At 58.2% G+C, this 16,883-nt stretch carries 13 protein-coding genes; 4 read left to right on the top strand and 9 right to left on the bottom strand.

All coding sequences use genetic code 11. From position 1 onward, the window contains the following. The first annotated feature begins 5 nt into the window (after positions 1 to 5). Together SP99_RS11260 and dsbG are read left to right on the top strand one after the other, a co-directional pair. A complete protein-coding gene (locus SP99_RS11260) occupies positions 6 to 617 on the top strand; it encodes a DsbA family protein (RefSeq protein WP_047958635.1) in 612 nt (203 codons plus the stop codon). A 41-nt stretch (positions 618 to 658) separates the two neighbouring features. Next, on the top strand, positions 659 to 1,417 hold the full coding sequence (gene dsbG / locus SP99_RS11255; RefSeq protein ID WP_047958634.1) for a thiol:disulfide interchange protein DsbG: 759 nt from the start codon (positions 659 to 661) through the stop codon (positions 1,415 to 1,417). A 40-nt stretch (positions 1,418 to 1,457) separates the two neighbouring features. On the opposite strand, the gene SP99_RS11250 is transcribed toward dsbG, so the two are convergent. The 9 genes from SP99_RS11250 to SP99_RS11210 all read right to left on the bottom strand — a co-directional run bounded on the left by SP99_RS11250 (position 1,458) and on the right by SP99_RS11210 (position 14,466). Beyond that, complete coding sequence (locus SP99_RS11250) at positions 1,458 to 2,750, bottom strand: glycoside hydrolase family 10-like protein (protein ID WP_047958633.1); 1,293 nt, start codon at positions 2,748 to 2,750, stop codon at positions 1,458 to 1,460. Positions 2,751 to 2,757: 7 nt separating this feature from the next. Continuing rightward, entirely contained in the window at positions 2,758 to 3,045 is a 288-nt protein-coding gene (locus tag SP99_RS11245) for a VF530 family protein (protein WP_025756489.1), read from the bottom strand. Positions 3,046 to 3,139: 94 nt separating this feature from the next. Then, on the bottom strand, positions 3,140 to 5,314 hold the full coding sequence (locus SP99_RS11240; RefSeq protein ID WP_047958632.1) for a glycoside hydrolase family 2 protein: 2,175 nt from the start codon (positions 5,312 to 5,314) through the stop codon (positions 3,140 to 3,142). Beyond that, complete coding sequence (locus SP99_RS11235; protein WP_047958631.1) at positions 5,311 to 7,977, bottom strand: hybrid sensor histidine kinase/response regulator; 2,667 nt, start codon at positions 7,975 to 7,977, stop codon at positions 5,311 to 5,313. The genes SP99_RS11240 and SP99_RS11235 overlap by 4 nt, the downstream gene beginning before the upstream one ends. Positions 7,978 to 7,987: 10 nt before the next feature. Next, a complete protein-coding gene (locus SP99_RS11230) occupies positions 7,988 to 8,413 on the bottom strand; it encodes a globin family protein (RefSeq protein WP_025756486.1) in 426 nt (141 codons plus the stop codon). Next, positions 8,410 to 9,804 (bottom strand): DUF3131 domain-containing protein, encoded by a 1,395-nt coding sequence (locus SP99_RS11225; RefSeq protein WP_047958630.1) that lies wholly within the window; start codon positions 9,802 to 9,804, stop codon positions 8,410 to 8,412. Before SP99_RS11225 ends, SP99_RS11230 begins: the two co-directional genes overlap by 4 nt. Continuing rightward, positions 9,789 to 11,336, bottom strand: coding sequence for a DUF3131 domain-containing protein (locus tag SP99_RS11220; protein ID WP_047958629.1), 1,548 nt, complete (start codon positions 11,334 to 11,336; stop codon positions 9,789 to 9,791). The genes SP99_RS11225 and SP99_RS11220 overlap by 16 nt, the downstream gene beginning before the upstream one ends. Beyond that, on the bottom strand, positions 11,333 to 12,652 hold the full coding sequence (locus SP99_RS11215) for a DUF3131 domain-containing protein (protein ID WP_047958628.1): 1,320 nt from the start codon (positions 12,650 to 12,652) through the stop codon (positions 11,333 to 11,335). The genes SP99_RS11220 and SP99_RS11215 overlap by 4 nt, the downstream gene beginning before the upstream one ends. After that, positions 12,649 to 14,466 carry a glycosyltransferase family 2 protein gene (locus tag SP99_RS11210; RefSeq protein WP_045285746.1) on the bottom strand — a complete coding sequence of 606 codons (1,818 nt, stop codon included), beginning with the start codon at positions 14,464 to 14,466 and terminating at the stop codon, positions 12,649 to 12,651. The genes SP99_RS11215 and SP99_RS11210 overlap by 4 nt, the downstream gene beginning before the upstream one ends. 281 nt (positions 14,467 to 14,747) lie before the next feature. Between SP99_RS11210 and opgC the strand changes: the two genes are divergently transcribed. Together opgC and SP99_RS11200 are read left to right on the top strand one after the other, a co-directional pair. Next, positions 14,748 to 15,965, top strand: a complete 1,218-nt coding sequence (gene opgC / locus SP99_RS11205) for an OpgC domain-containing protein (RefSeq protein ID WP_023327506.1) — start codon at positions 14,748 to 14,750, stop codon at positions 15,963 to 15,965. Between the two features lie 11 nt (positions 15,966 to 15,976). Continuing rightward, a complete protein-coding gene (locus tag SP99_RS11200) occupies positions 15,977 to 16,876 on the top strand; it encodes a hypothetical protein (protein ID WP_008501670.1) in 900 nt (299 codons plus the stop codon). Positions 16,877 to 16,883 lie beyond the last annotated feature (7 nt).

The following is a 16,883-nucleotide window of genomic DNA, read 5'->3' as shown; positions in this document are numbered from 1 at the left end:
GTACGATGAAAACACTCCTTATTACGCTTCTGCTCCTGCTGGCCCCGGTTCAGGTGTTCGCGGCCCAGCCGCTGACGCCGGACCAGGAGCAGCGCGCACAGCAGATGATCGCTGATTTTCTGTTTAACGACCCGAACTCCCCGCGCATCGGCGCGAAAAACCCAAAGCTCACCCTCGTGGTGTTTACCGACTACAACTGCCCGTACTGTAAAAAATTCGATCCGTACCTGGAGAATATTGTCGAAAAACACCCGGACGTGGCGGTAGTCTTTAAGTTTTTACCTTTCCGCTCGGAAAGTTCGCTCACCGCCGCGCGAGACGCGTTAACCGTCTGGCGTGCGCATCCTGAGCAGTTTATGAAACTCAACCATACCCTGATGGCGAAAAAGGGGTACCACGATGAGGCCAGCATTCAGGAGGCGCAGAAGCGGGCGGGCGTGAACGTGACGACGCCGGATGACGAGAGCCTGTTGACAATCAAGCGCAGCCTGATCGTCGCGGAAAAAATGGGGATCCAGGGCACGCCCGCCACCCTTATCGGCGAAGGGCTGCTTCCGGGCTGGGTGCCGTTTGAACAGTTCGATGAAATGGTCAGTGACGCACTGAAAAACCGCTAACCTGAAGGGGGCGGAATGCCCCCGACAAACCGGAGAGGGAAATGAAAAAATTACTGTTACTTTCAGCGCTGGCGACGTCAGGGCTGGTACAGGCGGCTGAAGCCATACCGGATGTGGTGAAGCACTTCAGCGAGCAGCAGAACATTAAAATCATCAAGAAGCTGGATGCACCTGGCGGGGCGCCAGCCTGGCTGGGGCAGTATCAGGACATGGGCGTCACGCTGTTTTTAACGCCGGACGGCAAGCACGTGATCTCAGGTTATCTTTATGACGACAAGGGGAAGAACCTTAGCGAAGGCTACTTCCAGAAAGAGATCTACGCCCCGATGGGGCGCGAGATGTGGAAAAACCTCAACGCGGCACATCCCCTGAAGGAAGGGGCGGATAGCGCCCCGCGTAAGGTCTTTGTCTTTGCCGATCCGTTCTGTCCGTACTGCAAGCAGTTCTGGTCCGAGGCGCAGCCGTGGGTGAAGGCGGGCAAGGTTCAGCTCAACACGCTGCTGGTGGCGTTCCTCAACCCCAACAGCGGACGTAACGCCGCCGCGATCCTCAATGCGAAAGATCCGGTGGCGGCCTGGCGCGAATACGAGCTTTCCGGTGGGAAAAAGTTGCCGAAGCCAGAGGGTGAGGCTTCCCGCGAAACGGTAGCGATACTGCAGAAGCACCAGGCGCTGATGGACAGCCTGGGCGCTAACGCCACGCCAGCCATTTATTATCTGAATGCGGAAAATGAGCTGCAGCAGGTGGTCGGTATGCCGGATGTGCAGCAGCTTGAGGCGATGTTCGGGCCGAAGCCGTAAATAACCAGGCAGAAACAGGGCGTTTCTGCCTGGTTGTCATTCAGCCACCCCAGCGTCCCTTCAGGTAATTCACCGCCTGCTGCGTCTGCGGGCGGTTGAGGTAATCTTCCCGGAACAGGATGGTGCCGTTAACGTTGGGCAGCGAATCGTTGAGATCGAGCTGTTTTTTCAACTCCGGCACGCCGCCCTGAACCGTCCAGTCTGGCTCATTTTTTGACGGCTCACCCACCTTGTAGAACGCAATGCCAATGTACAGGCGAGTGTGGGTCGGCTTCACCACGTCGGCCCACCATCTGGTCAGCACGTCGTAGCGCGCGGCATCCCGCGAGAAGGGCCAGTAAATCTGCGGGGCGATGTAGTCCAGCAGGCCCTGCTGAACCCACTGACGCGTATCGGCGTAGGATTCATCATAGGCCGCGGCGCCGCGGGTGTCGGAGCCTGCCGGGTCAAACGAACGGTTGCGCCACACGCCCGCCGGGCTGACGCCGAACTCCACGTCGGGCTTTGTCTGTTTAATCGCCCGGGAGACCTGGACAATCAGCTGCTGCGTGTTGTGTCTTCGCCAGTCGGCTTTGGAGGCAAATCCCTGGCCGTACTGCCGCCAGGTCTGGGAATCATTGAGCGCGGATCCCGGCGATTCTGCATAGAAGTAATCATCGAACTGCACGCCGTCTACCGGGTAGTTCGCCACCACTTCGGTGACCACTTTGGTGATCCAATCGCGCACCTCCGGAATGCCCGGGTCGAGCACAAAGCGGTCGCCCGAGATGCGCACCCACTCCGGATGCTGGACATAGACGCTGGACGGGGTCTGATAGGCCGTCCGGTTCAGGGCGGCGATGGTGGACGGTTTGGTGTTGGTCGATACGCGGTACGGGTTGAACCAGGCATGGACCTTCATGCCGCGCTTGTGCGCTTCATCGAGCATAAACTGCAGCGGATCGTATCCCGGATACTCACCGATGTTGCCCGTTAGCGTATCTGACCACGGCAAAATCTTTGATGACCAGAGGGCCGTGCTGTCGGGTTTCACCTGGAAAAACACCGTGTTAATGCCGAGGTGCTTAAGGTTGTCGAGCTTGCTGGTTAGCGCTTGTTTCTGCATCGCGATGCGCTGATCCGCGCTGCGGCCATTCACCGAGGCCACCGGGGGCCAGTCGAGACGCGAGACGGTCGCCAGCCAGATCCCGCGCATCGGCACGTTTGCCTGCTGCGTCGGTTTGCTGACGGTGGGAAGGGGGGTAACCAGTGACTTTGGCGGTTTTGAGGAGCAACTTACAAGTAAAAGTGCGCAGGCAGCCAGCGCACCAGTCCGTTTTACGTGTCGCGTCATTTGCGTATTAGCTCTTGATAATCCGACTGTTGGCCCAGGGATTAAAGGCGGGCGCTTCCTGTTCTGCGTGTCCCTCATCGTTGAGAGAGTCCAGATACAGGGCTTCAACCTCCGCGCGCGCCCACGGGGTACGGCGCAGAAATTTCAGGCTCGATTTAACGCTGGGGTCTTTTCTGAAACAGTTAATTTTGATTCGGTCGCCCAGTTCGTGCCAGCCATATTTCGCCACCAGGGCGTTGACCATCATCTCCAGCGTTACGCCATGCAAAGGATCTTTGGAAATATGTGCAGTCATAGGCGTCCGGATGTCTCGATTTTCAGGGGAATGGGGTAAACGCTGAAAGGGTACAAGAAAGGAGGGGAAGCGGCAATTTTCCTTTTCCCCTCGCTCACTTTATGACGGACTCCGTGCGCTGATTTTCGCCGACAATTTTTCCCGCGCTGTTTTCAATCTTAAACCGAATCGACACGTCGTCCTGGCCCACGGGCGTGGCAGTGACCGCTTTTACCATCGTTCCTGAGTCTGCTGCGATCGTCATCGTCGTCGTGCCTTTTGCCAGCAGCTTGTCGCGCTGGGTGATGCGCCAGCTCAGACGACATTCGCGGCACGGTTTCCAGGTGTCGTTGATGGCCCACAGACGCACGGTCGCCGCCGCGCCGGATTGCCACTGCGCCGTGACGGGTTCAATAGACGGCAAAACAGGCTGGTAGGCGCGTTTTAAGGCGTAGAATCCGGCTTTAGGCTTACGCAGGTAGTCCACTACGCCCCAGTTGATGGAGGGCCAGGTTTCTACAAACATGAAGTGGAACAGGGCCGTCACCGGCTGGTAGCGTTGTCGACGGTAGCTCTCTGCCGCCGTGGCCACCAGCTGCGACTGGTACGCCTGAGTATTGCGGATCATCGCCTGAATGTTGTCCCCACGCGAAATACCGGCAAACTTAAAGGTCTGGAAGGGCTGAAAATTATGGTATTTCCAGACGGTCCAGCCGGGATCGTCAGCGGCGGTCGTTTTGGGCCAGAGTGACGCCGCCGGGATGATGGTTTTTAGCGTCGACAAGCGGGGAAGCGCCTGCGCGCCGAACTCGGTGATGATCCCCGTTTTGGCCGGAGCAAGCAGGTTCCGTACGGTACCAAAGTACCAGCCCGCCCAGTAATGCTCCTCAACGGCGGAGAAGCGGTGCACGATGCGCGAGGTATCTTCGGCAAGCGTATCCGCCACCTTTTGCGTGAGCTCGCGATTCAGATCTTTATTCCAGTCCGGGAAGCGTTTTTCCATCCACGGCGAGTTCCACGGCGGTTCGTTATGCCCGCCCCAGACGATGATGGCGGGGGAATTACCGAACTGTTCGATCATCTCCCGCGTCTGTCGAACCGCATTTTCCGTGAAAGCCGCACTGTTGTTGTAGCCCCACTGCAGCGGAACATCCTGCCAGATCATCATGCCCATCTCATCGGCCACGTCATACAACGCACGTCCGGCAACGTGTCCGTGCACGCGTATGGCGTTGGCGTTCATGGCTTCCACCAGACGAAGATCGCGACGGTATTTTTCTCGCGTCATGGTGCTGAGCCAGGGGGATCCGATGTAATTACTGCCCTTAATGAAAAGACGTTTGTCGTTAATGAGCCAGCCCTTATTGTCGGGCTGCTCGACGATCTTGCGCAGCCCGGTGCGGGTGACCGCCGTATCCATCAGGCCGTTTTCATCCCGCAATGCCACGCGAATGGTATACAGGTGGGGTTTTCCGGAACCGACGGGCCACCACAGTTTTGCCTTCGGCATGGGCAGCGTCAGCTGCACGGAATGGGCGCCGCTTTCGAGGGTAACCGGAAAGTCAGCCTGATAGGGCCTGCCGCTGAAGTTGGCGGGTGTGGCGGTGAGACGCACGGTCGCCGGGCCCTGACCGAGCGCGCGATAGCGAATGTCTGCTTTCAGCGCGGGGTGCATCAGCCCCTGTGACCAGTCTGACCGCAGGATGGTCTCATCCAGGGTAGCGCCTCGGCTAAGATGCAGCCTCACCGGCGCCCAGATGCCGCCCGAGTTGGCGTCCTGTCCTTGCGGCGACCAGGCCCCGCCGGGACGCGTGTCATGCTGGTTAAGGATCCCCTTCATGACCGTTTTATGCAGCGGCCAGATCTTATTGGGATCTTCGTAAGGGCTGTCCACCCTGACCACCAGTCGGTTGTGACGTTGTAACGCTTGACTGGCATCCAGCGAAAAGCGCTGAAAATAGCCCTCATGCTGGCCGAGCGGCTGGCCGTTCAGGGTGACCTCGGCCAGGTAGTCGACGCCGTCAAACACCAGAGTGCTCATTACGTCGGGCGGCTGCACGGGCAGGGAAAACGCGTGCTTGTACCACAGCGCGCCCTGGTGATCGTACCCGGCGCTGTACCAGTTGGCGGGGACCTGAAGCGGGCGCCAGCCTGATGCGGCAGGACGCGCGCTATTATTGGCGTCCTGAACCTGCCATTCTCCGGCCAGAGACCAACTGACCGGCGCAGAGTTCGCCACCGTATGGGTGGTCAACAGGGCAATGAGCAGCGCGCAGTTGCGAGCGATCATGCGTTTACCCCGCGCGCGTTGAGCCACGCCATCAGGCGCAGCGATTCCTTTTGAAGCTGCTGGTTTAGCGCCGCAAGCTGTTGCCCCTCCAGCGTGTGCGCCTCGCTCTCCAGCGCCTGCAGCTGACGGGCGAGTCGCCCGAAATCCAGCGTGACGGCTTCTCCTCGCAGCTTGTGGGCGGCGCGGCGCAGCGCTTCACGATCGTCGCTGTCGATAGCCAGGGTGATGGTCTTCATGGCCTCCTCCAGCCCTTCGCCAAACAGGGCCAGCAGCTCCTGGACCAGAGCAGGGTCGTCAGCACACTGCTTCAGCAGACGTGCTTCATCCGGGAAGGCAGAAGGGTCATCGTGGCGCGGGAGCACGCGAGCAATCTCCTCAGCGAGACGCTCCTGGCTGATGGGTTTGGCAATGTAGCCGTCGAAACCCATCTGAAGACAGCGCTCTTTATCCCCCTGCATGGCGTGTGCCGTCATGGCGACGGTGGGCTGAGCCGGTCCGGGCCGGGCGCGTTCTTCTTCACGCAGCAGGCGAATGGCGGTCTCACCGTCCATCTCTGGCATCTGAAGATCGATCAGCAAAACGTCCCACACGCCCGCGCGCCAGCGTTCCAGCAGTGCGACGCCATTATCGACGATCTGACAGGTGTGCCCGAGCCGCTCAAGCAGGCGCGCGGCGACCTTCTGGTTGACCAGATTATCTTCCGCAAGGAGGACCCTGAGCCCGGCTGTGTCCGGCGCGACGGTGGCTGCGGGCGCGCTTTCACTCACCTTCCTTGGCGTACGTTCAAACGCCGCGGCAATCGCCTGATGCAATTCATTCTGGGCGATAGGTTTATGCAGGTAGTTCTGGATACCGATCCGCTTCAGCATATTGATATCAAAATGTCGGCTCATGGAGCTCAGCATGATGATATGGCTCTCAGCAACCTGTGGCAGCACCGAAAGTTCGAGAGCCAGCGACACGCCGTCCATATCCGGCATCTGCGCGTCCAGCAGGATCAGGGGCCATGCCGTTCCGGTTTTAACCCGGTTGATGGCCTCGCTGGCATTATTAACGCAGGTGGGTTTCAACCCCATCTGGCTAAGCATGGCGGCCAATAGCCGCAGGTTGGTCGCGTTATCATCAACCACCAGCACGGGTTCCCCGTTAAAGCGATGGCTATGCCGGCGTTCCTCCGGGCCAGGCGCCTGGGCCGCAAGCGGTAGCACGAAGGAAAATTCGCTGCCTTTCCCCGGCTCGCTGGAGACCGTTAATTCGCCGCCCATCGCCGCGACCAGTCGCGCAGAGATGGTTAGCCCGAGCCCCGTACCGCCATAGCGGCGGGTGGTAGAGTTATCCGCCTGGCTGAAGGCTTCAAAAATGGCTTTCTGCTTATCTGCCGGAATGCCAATGCCGCTGTCGCACACCCGGAAACGCCATCGATCCGTGTTATCCGCGGGCTCAACAATCAGGATAACTTCACCCTGATGGGTAAACTTCAGCGCGTTACCCAGCAGATTGGTCAGGATCTGGCGCAGCCGCGCGCCGTCGACAAGCAGCACGTCGGGAACGTCGGGCGCAATATCGACCAGCAGCTCAATGCCTTTTTCGCTCGCCCCCGGCATGTGGGGGCGAATAAGCGACTGAATGAAGGGGCGGACCGGGACGGGCTCCGCCTCCAGCTCCACTTTACCGGCTTCAATCCGGGAAAAGTCGAGAATGTCGTTGATGATATGCAGCAAAGACTGGGCAGAACTCATCACCAGCGTCAGGTAATCGCGCTGATCGGCGCTGAGCGCTGTATCCAGGCACAGTTGAGTCATGCCAATAATGCCGTTCATGGGGGTGCGAATTTCATGACTCATATTCGCCAGGAATGCGCTTTTTGCCTCATTGGCTTTTTGTGCCTCAATGGCTGAGGCGAACGCCTGAATTTCAGCCTCCTTACGGCGCGTAATATCCTGCAGCGTGCCAATCACGCGCTCGGCGTTTCCCTCAATGGAGAGCGTGACCACCTGGCCGGAGAGCAGCATCCAGCGCAGACCTTCGGTAGGGTGATGCACGCGAATTTCACATTCAAAGACCGGACGATGATCCTGCTTCGACGCGTGCAGCGCCTTGCGCAGCGCAGCGCGATCGTTCTCGTGGACCTGATTGAGCAAAAAACGCACCGGATATCGCCACTGGGTGCGCGACTGGCCCAGCATGGCAAGCAGGGTATCGTTGACCTGGAGCGTGTCGCCAGAAACCTGCCAGTCCCAGATCCCGATATGGATGGATTCCGCCGTCAGCAGAAAATCGTCATGCAGCTGATGACGTGCCCGCTGTGCTTCATCCAGCTCCGTGACATCGCTGTGCAGGCTGACAATGCCACCGTCCGCAAGGCGCTGGTGCTGGACGAAGATCCGCCGCTGGCCTGCCTGCCGCACTTCGCAGTGTTTATCCTGCCGACAGTTGCGCACGATCGACTCGCGCAGCGTCAGGCGAAGGCCGGGATCTACGTTGTAAACGGCGTCGATAAAGCGTTCCGCCAGCGACTCCAGCGTTGTACCCACCTTCAGCCACGGGGTAATGACCGGATAAAAAAGGGCCACGTTGTGATTCCAGGCCTGCAGGCGTTCTTCGCGGTCATAAATCATGACGGCGGCCGGCAGCGCGTTAAGATCGTACGTGAATGCGCTCATCGTGATCCTCCTACGCGCGGTAGTGCAGTTCTGCCTGTCGGCGCAGGTATTCCAGCCCGGGCGCGATCGCCATGGCCCAGGCCGTCAGGATCTCATCGTCGCACTGCGGATCGCGCAGGCTCACCGCGTTCAACATCGCTTCGCGCCACAGGGCGAAAAAACGCGGCGGGAGGTGAAGACCGTCGTCACTTTGCTCCCGCGCCAGCCGCTCGAGAAAATCAGGCACGATTAACGCGCCGTCTACCGCAAGCATGGCGAAGAAACTCTTAAACAGAGTCTGCTGACCCTCGCTATCCGGCAGGCGAGAAAAATGCTGCTCCGTCTCGGGTGACATATGGACGAATGCGTCATAGAACGTCTGAAAAAACGCCGTTTTATCATTATCCGGAAAGACGCGGTTAAGACTGGATTCAAACAGATCGCGGTAAAATTTCACGGCGTCCTCCTTACGGCATTTTCGCCCGGTATACAGTGCCCGACGGGCGTATAGTCATCTGCCACACGGCGCGTAAAGTAGCTCTCTTTTTTAGCCCGGCGGGCGTCAAACAGGGGGCCCGCGTTGTGTTTAAAGAACAGGGCTTCCAGCACCGTGGCATTGGTGGAAAGGGTGAGCGCAGCGTTAGTATCGCCCGTGGCTTCCTGGCGGCCTTCGTACCAGCCTTTTTGCGGATCGTTAAGATGCTTTGTCACCGACATCAGCACGTCGGTGTACGGGGTGTCCCACAGGGCCCACAGGGCAAAGACCGCTTTGGTCGACACCTGTGCGAAACGGGTGTAGTCCCGGCCATCGTCACCGACAGAGTTCCAGGCATAGCCATTTCCCCAGACCGTATCCTGGATATGCCAGGGCGCCTGCGGGAGCGAGAAATCTGCCCTGGCCGTCAGGATCTTATCGGTCTCCCAGCGGCTCTTCTGGCTCAGCCAGACGTTTTCGGCCTGCTTGCGCAGGTGCTTTTGCCGATCGGCCGCAACGCCTTCGGGCTCCCAGCCAAACTCCAGGCCCGGAAGCATATAGGGAAGGGTGGTGATCAGGGAGGGCTGCCACGTGGTGCGCGGATCCCGGGCATCGACGGCCAGACGCCGCTGGGCGATGATGACGTGGTGCGCCGGGGGCGTAAACGCTTTCTCCGGGGAAAACCCCCACAGCTGAAACGCCGTTGCGGCATATTCGCTCTCGCCCAGGCGCAGCTCCTCGCGCACCACCGGCTGGCCGTTTTGCAGGGAAGATGACCACAGTTCGCCTTCGCCGTCGATGACCGGACAGAAATTCCAGCGCAGGATGATTTTATCGAGGTATTCGCTGTACTGCGGTTCCCGCTCTGCGGTGAGGCGCAGGGCGAGCATCAGACGCGCCATGTCGCGCGCGGACCAGCCATTTTTAACGGGCTTGCCGCTAAAGTCGATCGGCGTCGCCGTCTGGCTGGAATAGAGTCGACCGGGCGTCCGGGCCTCGGTCAGCATCATGCGGTTGAGGGTGCCCATCAGCCGCGTCAGGCGAGCATCATACTCGGCCTCCTCAATCAGCCCCAGCTCTTTGGCCGCCAGCAGGGCGATAAGCGTATCGCCCATTTGCCAGAGCGTGACGCGGGGCTGTTTGTCGCTGCCGTTGACCAGCCCGGTTTGCGGCTGGGTATTATTGACGAAATAGCGCCAGGCGATCGCCGCCCACGTCTGCTCTTCCGGCGTCAGGGCGGCAATACGCGCGCTGGAGTGCCAGCCGCCACTGATGAGCCAGCGCCAGCCTGCGCCCTGATGGGCAAACAGCGCAAAGACGATCGCGCCTGCAAGGAGTAATCCCGCAAGCCCTCTGGCTAAGGTTTTAAGCATTGCGCAGTCACCGGAGGCAGTTTAACGGGCTCGTCCGCGCTGCATGACGCGCACTGACAGGCCTGACAGGCGGGTTTGGTACGCTGCGTGACGCCGGTCCGGTCGCACCAGTTTTTTACGGCCGGTGTGCTGGTCAGGAACGGGCGACTGCGCAGCGCGTTGTTCTCTTCAAACTGATCGAGCAGCTTTTGATCCCACAGCGACGGCGCAAAATCCTTGCTCTTCGGGTTGTCGGTGTTGAAGGCCAGCAGTTTTCCCTCTTTTTTGAACAACAGGGCCTCCAGCATGATGCCGTTATTGTTCGCGGTGAACTCTTTGATCGGCCCGTCACCGTTTTCATACAGCCCTTCGTAGTAGCCTTTTCCCTCTTCGTTGGCATTCTCAATGGTGTTCAGCAGGCGGTCGGTATAAGGGGAGTTCCACAGCACCCACATGCCCAGCGCCGCCTTCAGCGAAATCGCGGCAGCGTTAGGGACGAACTGGCCCTTATCGGTAATGGTGTTCCAGTTGTATCCGTCGCTGAAGACGGTGTCATAGACGAAGTAAGGCGCCTTATCGAGCTGGTGCTCGGAGCGCGCGGTCAGGACGCCGGTAATGGTATAGCGGTTCTCCTGAGCCTGATAAACCCGGTCAGCAAAGTTTTTCATCCACGTCAGGGAGTAGTCGCGCGGGGCGTTATCCCGGTCGGTCGGTTTATCAAAGCCGAACTCCAGCCCGTAGAGCAGGTAGGATTCTGTCACCACGTAGTTATGCTGCGACGTGTTGCGCGGGTCGCGCGTATCGTACGGGACCAGCACGCAGTAGATTTCGGCCAGCTCGTAAGGCTGCGGACTGCTGGCTTTGCAGGTATTGAACCCCCACAGCTGGAAACCGGCCGCGCCGTACTCTTCATAGCCCAGTCGACCTTCCTGAACGTACTTCGGCTGGCCGTTCTCCAGATAGGCCCCGTACAGCGTGCCGCAGGGGTCGATCGCGTGACTGAAATCCCAGCCGAGCACCACGTTATCAATGCTGTTGCCGTATTCCGGGTAACGCTCCTTGATGATTTTCAGCCAGACCAGCATTCGCCCGATATCCAGTGCCGAGAAGCCAATTTCGCCGGGCTTGTTGGTGTAGTCCACCTTCTGGCCGCTGATGGTGTTATAGGCCTTGTTGGGCAGCTCGTTGCGAAACAGTACCAGGGTGTTTAACGTGGCGAGAAACTTCAGCATCCGGCGGTCAAATTCCGCTTTATCAATGATCCCCAGCTCGCGCGCCGCCGTAAGGGCGGCCAGATAGGAGGCGCTGTCCCACATGGTGGTGGAGGGATATTTGTTGACCGCATTCACCAGACCCGTCGTGGGCTGATAGTTGGTGACGAAATACTGCCAGGCGTTTTTCGCGATGGTCATCTCTCGGGCGGTCAGCTCGCCGCTGCGCGGGGAGTAACCTGATGCAGGGAGCTCGGTATCCGCACGCACGGTCGATAGCGCCAGCCAGCAGATCGTTATTCCCGTGAGCAGGTGGAAAAGGATCGGGGATCGTGGCTTCATGGCGTTGCTCCTGCTGAGGGGGAAGTGTAGAGGCAGGCCAGACAGAGCATCTGGCCATGCGCGATGTAAGACAGACTTTCCAGCACAATGGCGTTGGTATCGGCGTCCACGACGTCATTGACGCTGTTGTTGAGATTTAACCCGCGCTGCCAGCCTTTACCCGGCACCTGAAGCGCCAGAACCTGCTGGCGCAGCGCTTCGCTCCAGCTGTTGCGGAAAAGGGCATACCAGGCAAACGCGGTGCGGGTGGAGGTAATCGCCACTTTCTCCGGCACCTCGTCGCGCAAGTTGCGGGCCTGTACCGGCTGCCTGTCCGGCAGATCGTTAACGTAATCCGGCGCGGGTTCGGCATAATCCGTGCTGACGGGGGGTTTTGGCGTGCGCAGGCCATGACGCCGCTGCTGGATCTGCATAATCCGCCACGCAATTTCAGCGCTCTGCGCATCAAAGCCCAGCTCAAGCCCGGTTAACAGATAGGGGAGACTGATCAGCGAGGTTTGCTTGCCCCAGGGCGTGCGAAGCCCTTCATCGGGCACCATTACGCCATCCAGATCGATCATCTTTTGCCCTTCAGGGGGATTGGTCACCGCGAGGCCTGCCGCGCTGTCTATCAGACGCAGCGTATGGCTGGCATAGAGACGGTAGCCAAAAGTGTCCCGCTGTTCATCGTCGGCCAGCGTCCAGTGGTGGAGCGGCACCGCCGCCTGGCTTTGGGTGCTATTTTCAATCAGCGCCGCGGTGCGCCACACGCTCAACAAATCGCGGATGGCCGCCGCGTGCTGGGGATAGCGCCAGAGCAGGGTCTGTAATGCCGACAGCAGCCGGCTCAGACCAATTGCGGAGGCGTCAGGTTTGCCAAGGATCTTGAGCGTGTCCGCATGGTAATAGGCGGCGGGGAGACCTTTGTCATTGAGCGGCAGTTGCCCCAGCGTGAACACGGCGGTGCTGACCCTCTCATCAAACTCATCGGCGGAAATGATATTGAGCTGCTCTGCGGCAGCGGTCGCAAACAGGTAGCTTCCCACGCTCCAGAGGCTCAGCCAGGGTTCACCGTCGCTGGCATTCGCCAGGCCGTTTGGCTGGGTATTGTTCACGTAGTATTGCCAGGCGACCCGCGCCCAGATGGCTTCGTCATAGGTCAGCGCCCGTTTTGTGGGCAGCGGCGGGAAGTCTTTACTGAGCGCGATGCCGCCGCTGCTTTCCACGCGCGTGGGCATCTGTTTCTCCACCCAGACCACAATGGCAAAGCCGATCAGGAAGCCGAGCAAAATGGTGAGGTAGCTGCGCGCGGGCAGCAGGGCGTCACGTATCCTCATTGGGTGACCTCGTCCTCTTCAGCGGGCGTCCACATGGCCGCGAAAATCAGCGGCAGCATGGCGGCGATGTTCACTCCTCCCCAGAAAATATTGATGACGTAGCCGGAGGGGTCGTCCACCTGTCCACGCGCCACCTGAATACCGCCCCAGATAAGCCCTGCGAGGGTCAGCACCACGATGGCAATCTGCGGCTTCACCAGGTAGAGAAAACGGCCCGTCTGCCGCTCTTTTGGCGTGACGTGAAATTTGATCTGTTCGCCCCGCAGCACCGTATTGAGCGCGCGCAGGTTCATGGAAAAGAAGGAGAGGTATGAGGCCCTGCCATCCCAGGCCGAGATCCCCCAGGTGCCGAACATAAACGCCAGTTCAGAGAAGATAAAAAACGGGAGAAAGTGGAGATAGAACGGCGTCGACCAGGCGGACACCGGCGGAATGCCGGTGAATAGATAGATAATGGGTGAAATCAAAAACACCGTGTTCCACACGCAGGCCATGTAAGACCAGAAGGTGGTGGCATACATCAGCGTCTGGGGGAGTGAAAGCCTGAAGCGGCGACGGCTGAAGATGTTGTCATGAAACAAAATATCCAGCGAGCCGGCGGCGTACTTAAAGCGCTGGATCATCCAGGTGAGCATATCCTGCGGAGAGAGCATCTTCGACTCAACCCGCGGATGCATAACCGAGCGCCAGCGTCGTGCGGCGTCGCCGTGCAGCAGCACCGAGGTGTAAATATCTTCCGAGACGTGGAATTTGTAGGGGGTAAGCTCGGTGTCAAACGCCACGTGCGGACGCATTGCATTCTGCAGTGCGTCCCGGGTCTCCTCATCGCGAATGTCGCGCGTATGACGATGGATCTCCTCTTCGACGGACCAGACATAGCTTCTCAGCGCGGCCTGCATGACCGCCTCGCGACGGTGAATGGACGCTGCGCCGCAGCAGAAAGCCGCGTTCGCCCAGTTGCGCCGCCGCAGGATCACGTCATAGAACATGCGCGGATCGTTAAAAAACGGGTCGCGGCCAATCGTGATCGGGCCAACACACTTTTGAATCAGCCAGCCCAGACCGTAGCCCACTTTTCCGGCTTTTCGCTGGCCCCAGCGCGACAGGTTTTCTCCTTCCGGAAGATCGAAGAACCACTGCGGCGTCTGTACCCAGGCCACGTCCGGATCGCGAAAATAGCCCAGCGTATGGCTGAGCAGGGTGGGAAATACCCGGGTGTCGGCGTCGCAGATAACAATAAAATCGCCGTCGGTTTGCTCAAGGCCGTTGCGAAGGTTGCCGGCCTTAAAGCCGATGTTGGTCTGGCGAGTGATATAGTTAACGCCTTCTTCTTCACAGACGGCTTTCATCTCCGGGCGGCGGCCGTCATCAAGCACGTGGATGCGGTAGTCAATCGGGAACGGGTAAGTCATCTTCAGAGCATCGCGAATGGACAGCCTGACCAGCTCGGTGTCTTCCGAGTAGGTGGCAATGAACAGATCCACCTTGACGGGACGGGGCTCTACGGCCTCTTCTGGCGACAGGCATTCGTTAATTTCGCCGGGCGGCGGACTCTGAGGAGGATCCTGTTCTTTCCACAAATTGATGGTAAACAGCACGGTGCCAATCCACGCCAGGGTTTCGGCGAGGACCAGCGGAATGGCATACCATAATGCGTCAGTATTCAGGGAGGCGGTCCAGCGCCAGTAAATATAATTGGCACCCAGAATAAGTGCCGCGACCGCTAACACCTGCCAGGTGATCATTACCCAGCGAGGTGTTGTTAACGGTTCCGGAGGACGACGATGTTCAAAACGGGAAAAATAAAAATCCATAGTTCCGGCGTTCCTGATTCCGTGAAAATGCAGACCCATTCTGCTGCGCAGACAGTTTCCCAAAAGCGAAAGAAAATAGCGATTAAACAAGATTTAAGATAAGTGTAGAACGCCGAATAAAAGTGTCCAGCCACGTTTTTATTATTATTTAGCGGTGATTAATTCGGTTTAAATTCTGCTTAATGATGTTTCATCCGCCGTCGATAAATTGCGGTTACCATTCCTTTAGGCTATCTAATTTATTTAGACCTTAATTTTCGCTTTCAGGCAAAGGACACCCTATGAGCCATGTTGCGCCGTCGGTAGCGCAAGAAGATGACGCTAAATCAACAGCATGGCGTTATGCCGTAGCAGGTGCACGGGACCTGAGAATTGACTTTATGCGCGGCATAGCCCTCGTCATGATGGTCGTGGCGCATACGGAGGTCATGTCGGTATTTAATATATTCTCCTGGGAACGTTTTGGGCTAACAACCGGTGCAGAAGGCTTTGTCATTCTCTCGGGGTTTATGCTTGGCATGCTGAATCGCGCGCGTCTGCAAAAAGTGGTTTTACTCACGGTTTCCTGGGGGCTTTATCTCAGGGCGTGGAAAATATATCGCGTAAATATCATTATCATAGTGTCATTTATTCTCCTGGCCTATATCCCACATATTAATGTGTTCGAGGTCACCCATTTTACCGACCGTTTTTCGGGTGAAAGTTGGTCGCTTTATCCGGTTACGCCTCAAATAAAAGAGACCTGGTTCAACATTATCCTCTATTTGCAGATTGGCCCTCATCAGACGCAAATTCTGGGGCTGTATATCTTTTTGCTGCTACTCAGCCCGCTATTTTTGGGGATGCTGCAGAAAGGCAAAGTGTGGTGGCTGCTGGGGCTGTCGCTGCTGGTGTACAGCCTGTGGCAGCGATGGCCGCTTCGGCTGACGCCGTCGGAATTCGAATTTGCCTTCCCGCTGCTCGCCTGGCAGTTCATCTTTGTGCTGGGCATGGCCAGCGGCTGGTATAAAGCCGAACTGCTCTCTTTCGCCCGGACGCCTCCGGGGAAAGGGGTGGTAGTGGCGCTGGTCATGGTGTCGCTGGTGCTGGGATTTGTCGCCCAGAACCATACCAACCCGTTTATGCCGCCCGCGCTGCTGATGCACGTCATCCCGCCTGACAGCTTCAATTCGTTTTATCACACCTGGGCGGCGAAGAACGGGCTGGGCCCGGTGAGGGTGTTAAACGATATCGCCCTGATGGTCACCGTCTACCTGGTGCTGACGTATTGCTGGACGCCGCTCAATCGCCTGCTGGGATGGTTCCTGATCCCGCTCGGCCAGCACTCGCTTTATACCTTTATTTTGCATGTGTACGTGGTGCTGCTAGTGAGCCAGTTCATCACCTTCGACTTATGGCGACATGCCTGGATAGAGAACACGTTAGTGCATGCGGCGGCACTGGGTATTTTGTGGCTGATGGCAAAATACGACGTCGGCGCACGCTGGATACCTAACTAAGGATGGCGGTTATGCGCGAAAAATGGCTTCTGGCGGGCGTGCTGCTCGCCGCGATCCCCGCCGCAGAGGCGGCGAAAAGCAGTGAAAATGAATCCCTGCGCGATAAGAACGGTGAACCTGTTCAGGCTGGCGTCTTTACCAGCCGCTGGGGGCGCCTGTTCTCGGGTAACGATAAGAAATTCTCAGGTGCGCTGAGCTTTAGCTCGGGACTGAAAGAGCAGTGGATGAGCATTCCTAACAGTTCAGACACCGCCACGGAAAAGAAAAAGATTAACCAGACGCTGAATCTCAGCCTTCAGTATTCCCCCTACAGCTTCTGGTTTGCCAACATTACGTCCCGACTGCCGGTCAGAGACACCAGCCGCTACACCGCCGATTTTCGCTACAGCTTCGGCTACGATGACTGGCACGCCAACACCGTCAGTCTGGTTTACAGCAACTACGGCGATAACCATTTCTGGACATCGGGCAGCCGACGACACACCTATTTTGAACAGGGCGCCTTCACGCTGGCCTATAAGTTTTCGCTACCGAAACCGGTCGAAAACACGCTCCTGATTAATAAAGGGGATTCCATCATTTGCCAGGTCGGGTACAGCTGGGTGCCACGCTACTACGACCTCAGCAGCGATGACATCCGCAAAAATAAAAACGTCATGCTCGGCGGCTGTGGCTACACCTTCAAACAACATTTCTTCGTTCGCGCGACGGCATTCTGGTTCCCGGACAGCAGCCAGCAGCAGCCCTGGAACGGCGATTACAGCTACAGCTTCGGTTATGCCGGCTATACGCCGGGTTCGTTCTCCATCCAGTACGCGAACTATGCGGGAACGCGCTATCCGGGGCACGGCAACGGGAATGCAAAATTCAGGGAAGGGACCGTGAGCCTCATCTGGTTCTTACCGCTTTAGGAGGGAT

Source organism: Enterobacter sp. BIDMC92, assembly GCF_001030225.1.
In the GTDB taxonomy this organism is placed as follows: Bacteria; Pseudomonadota; Gammaproteobacteria; order Enterobacterales; family Enterobacteriaceae; genus Enterobacter; species Enterobacter sichuanensis.
The sequence above is the reverse complement of the archived record's forward strand: the minus strand, read 5'-3'. Positions and strand labels throughout refer to the sequence as shown.

What these genes read in the sequence shown, in the direction of transcription:
- SP99_RS11260 (WP_047958635.1), top strand. Translation starts at nt 6, where the DNA reads ATGAAAACACTCCTTATTACGCTTCTGCTCCTGCTGGCCCCGGTTCAG.
- dsbG (WP_047958634.1), top strand. Translation starts at nt 659, where the DNA reads ATGAAAAAATTACTGTTACTTTCAGCGCTGGCGACGTCAGGGCTGGTA.
- SP99_RS11250 (WP_047958633.1), bottom strand. Translation starts at nt 2,750, where the DNA reads ATGACGCGACACGTAAAACGGACTGGTGCGCTGGCTGCCTGCGCACTT.
- SP99_RS11245 (WP_025756489.1), bottom strand. Translation starts at nt 3,045, where the DNA reads ATGACTGCACATATTTCCAAAGATCCTTTGCATGGCGTAACGCTGGAG.
- SP99_RS11240 (WP_047958632.1), bottom strand. Translation starts at nt 5,314, where the DNA reads ATGATCGCTCGCAACTGCGCGCTGCTCATTGCCCTGTTGACCACCCAT.
- SP99_RS11235 (WP_047958631.1), bottom strand. Translation starts at nt 7,977, where the DNA reads ATGAGCGCATTCACGTACGATCTTAACGCGCTGCCGGCCGCCGTCATG.
- SP99_RS11225 (WP_047958630.1), bottom strand. Translation starts at nt 9,804, where the DNA reads ATGCTTAAAACCTTAGCCAGAGGGCTTGCGGGATTACTCCTTGCAGGC.
- SP99_RS11220 (WP_047958629.1), bottom strand. Translation starts at nt 11,336, where the DNA reads ATGAAGCCACGATCCCCGATCCTTTTCCACCTGCTCACGGGAATAACG.
- SP99_RS11215 (WP_047958628.1), bottom strand. Translation starts at nt 12,652, where the DNA reads ATGAGGATACGTGACGCCCTGCTGCCCGCGCGCAGCTACCTCACCATT.
- SP99_RS11210 (WP_045285746.1), bottom strand. Translation starts at nt 14,466, where the DNA reads ATGGATTTTTATTTTTCCCGTTTTGAACATCGTCGTCCTCCGGAACCG.
- opgC (WP_023327506.1), top strand. Translation starts at nt 14,748, where the DNA reads ATGAGCCATGTTGCGCCGTCGGTAGCGCAAGAAGATGACGCTAAATCA.
- SP99_RS11200 (WP_008501670.1), top strand. Translation starts at nt 15,977, where the DNA reads ATGCGCGAAAAATGGCTTCTGGCGGGCGTGCTGCTCGCCGCGATCCCC.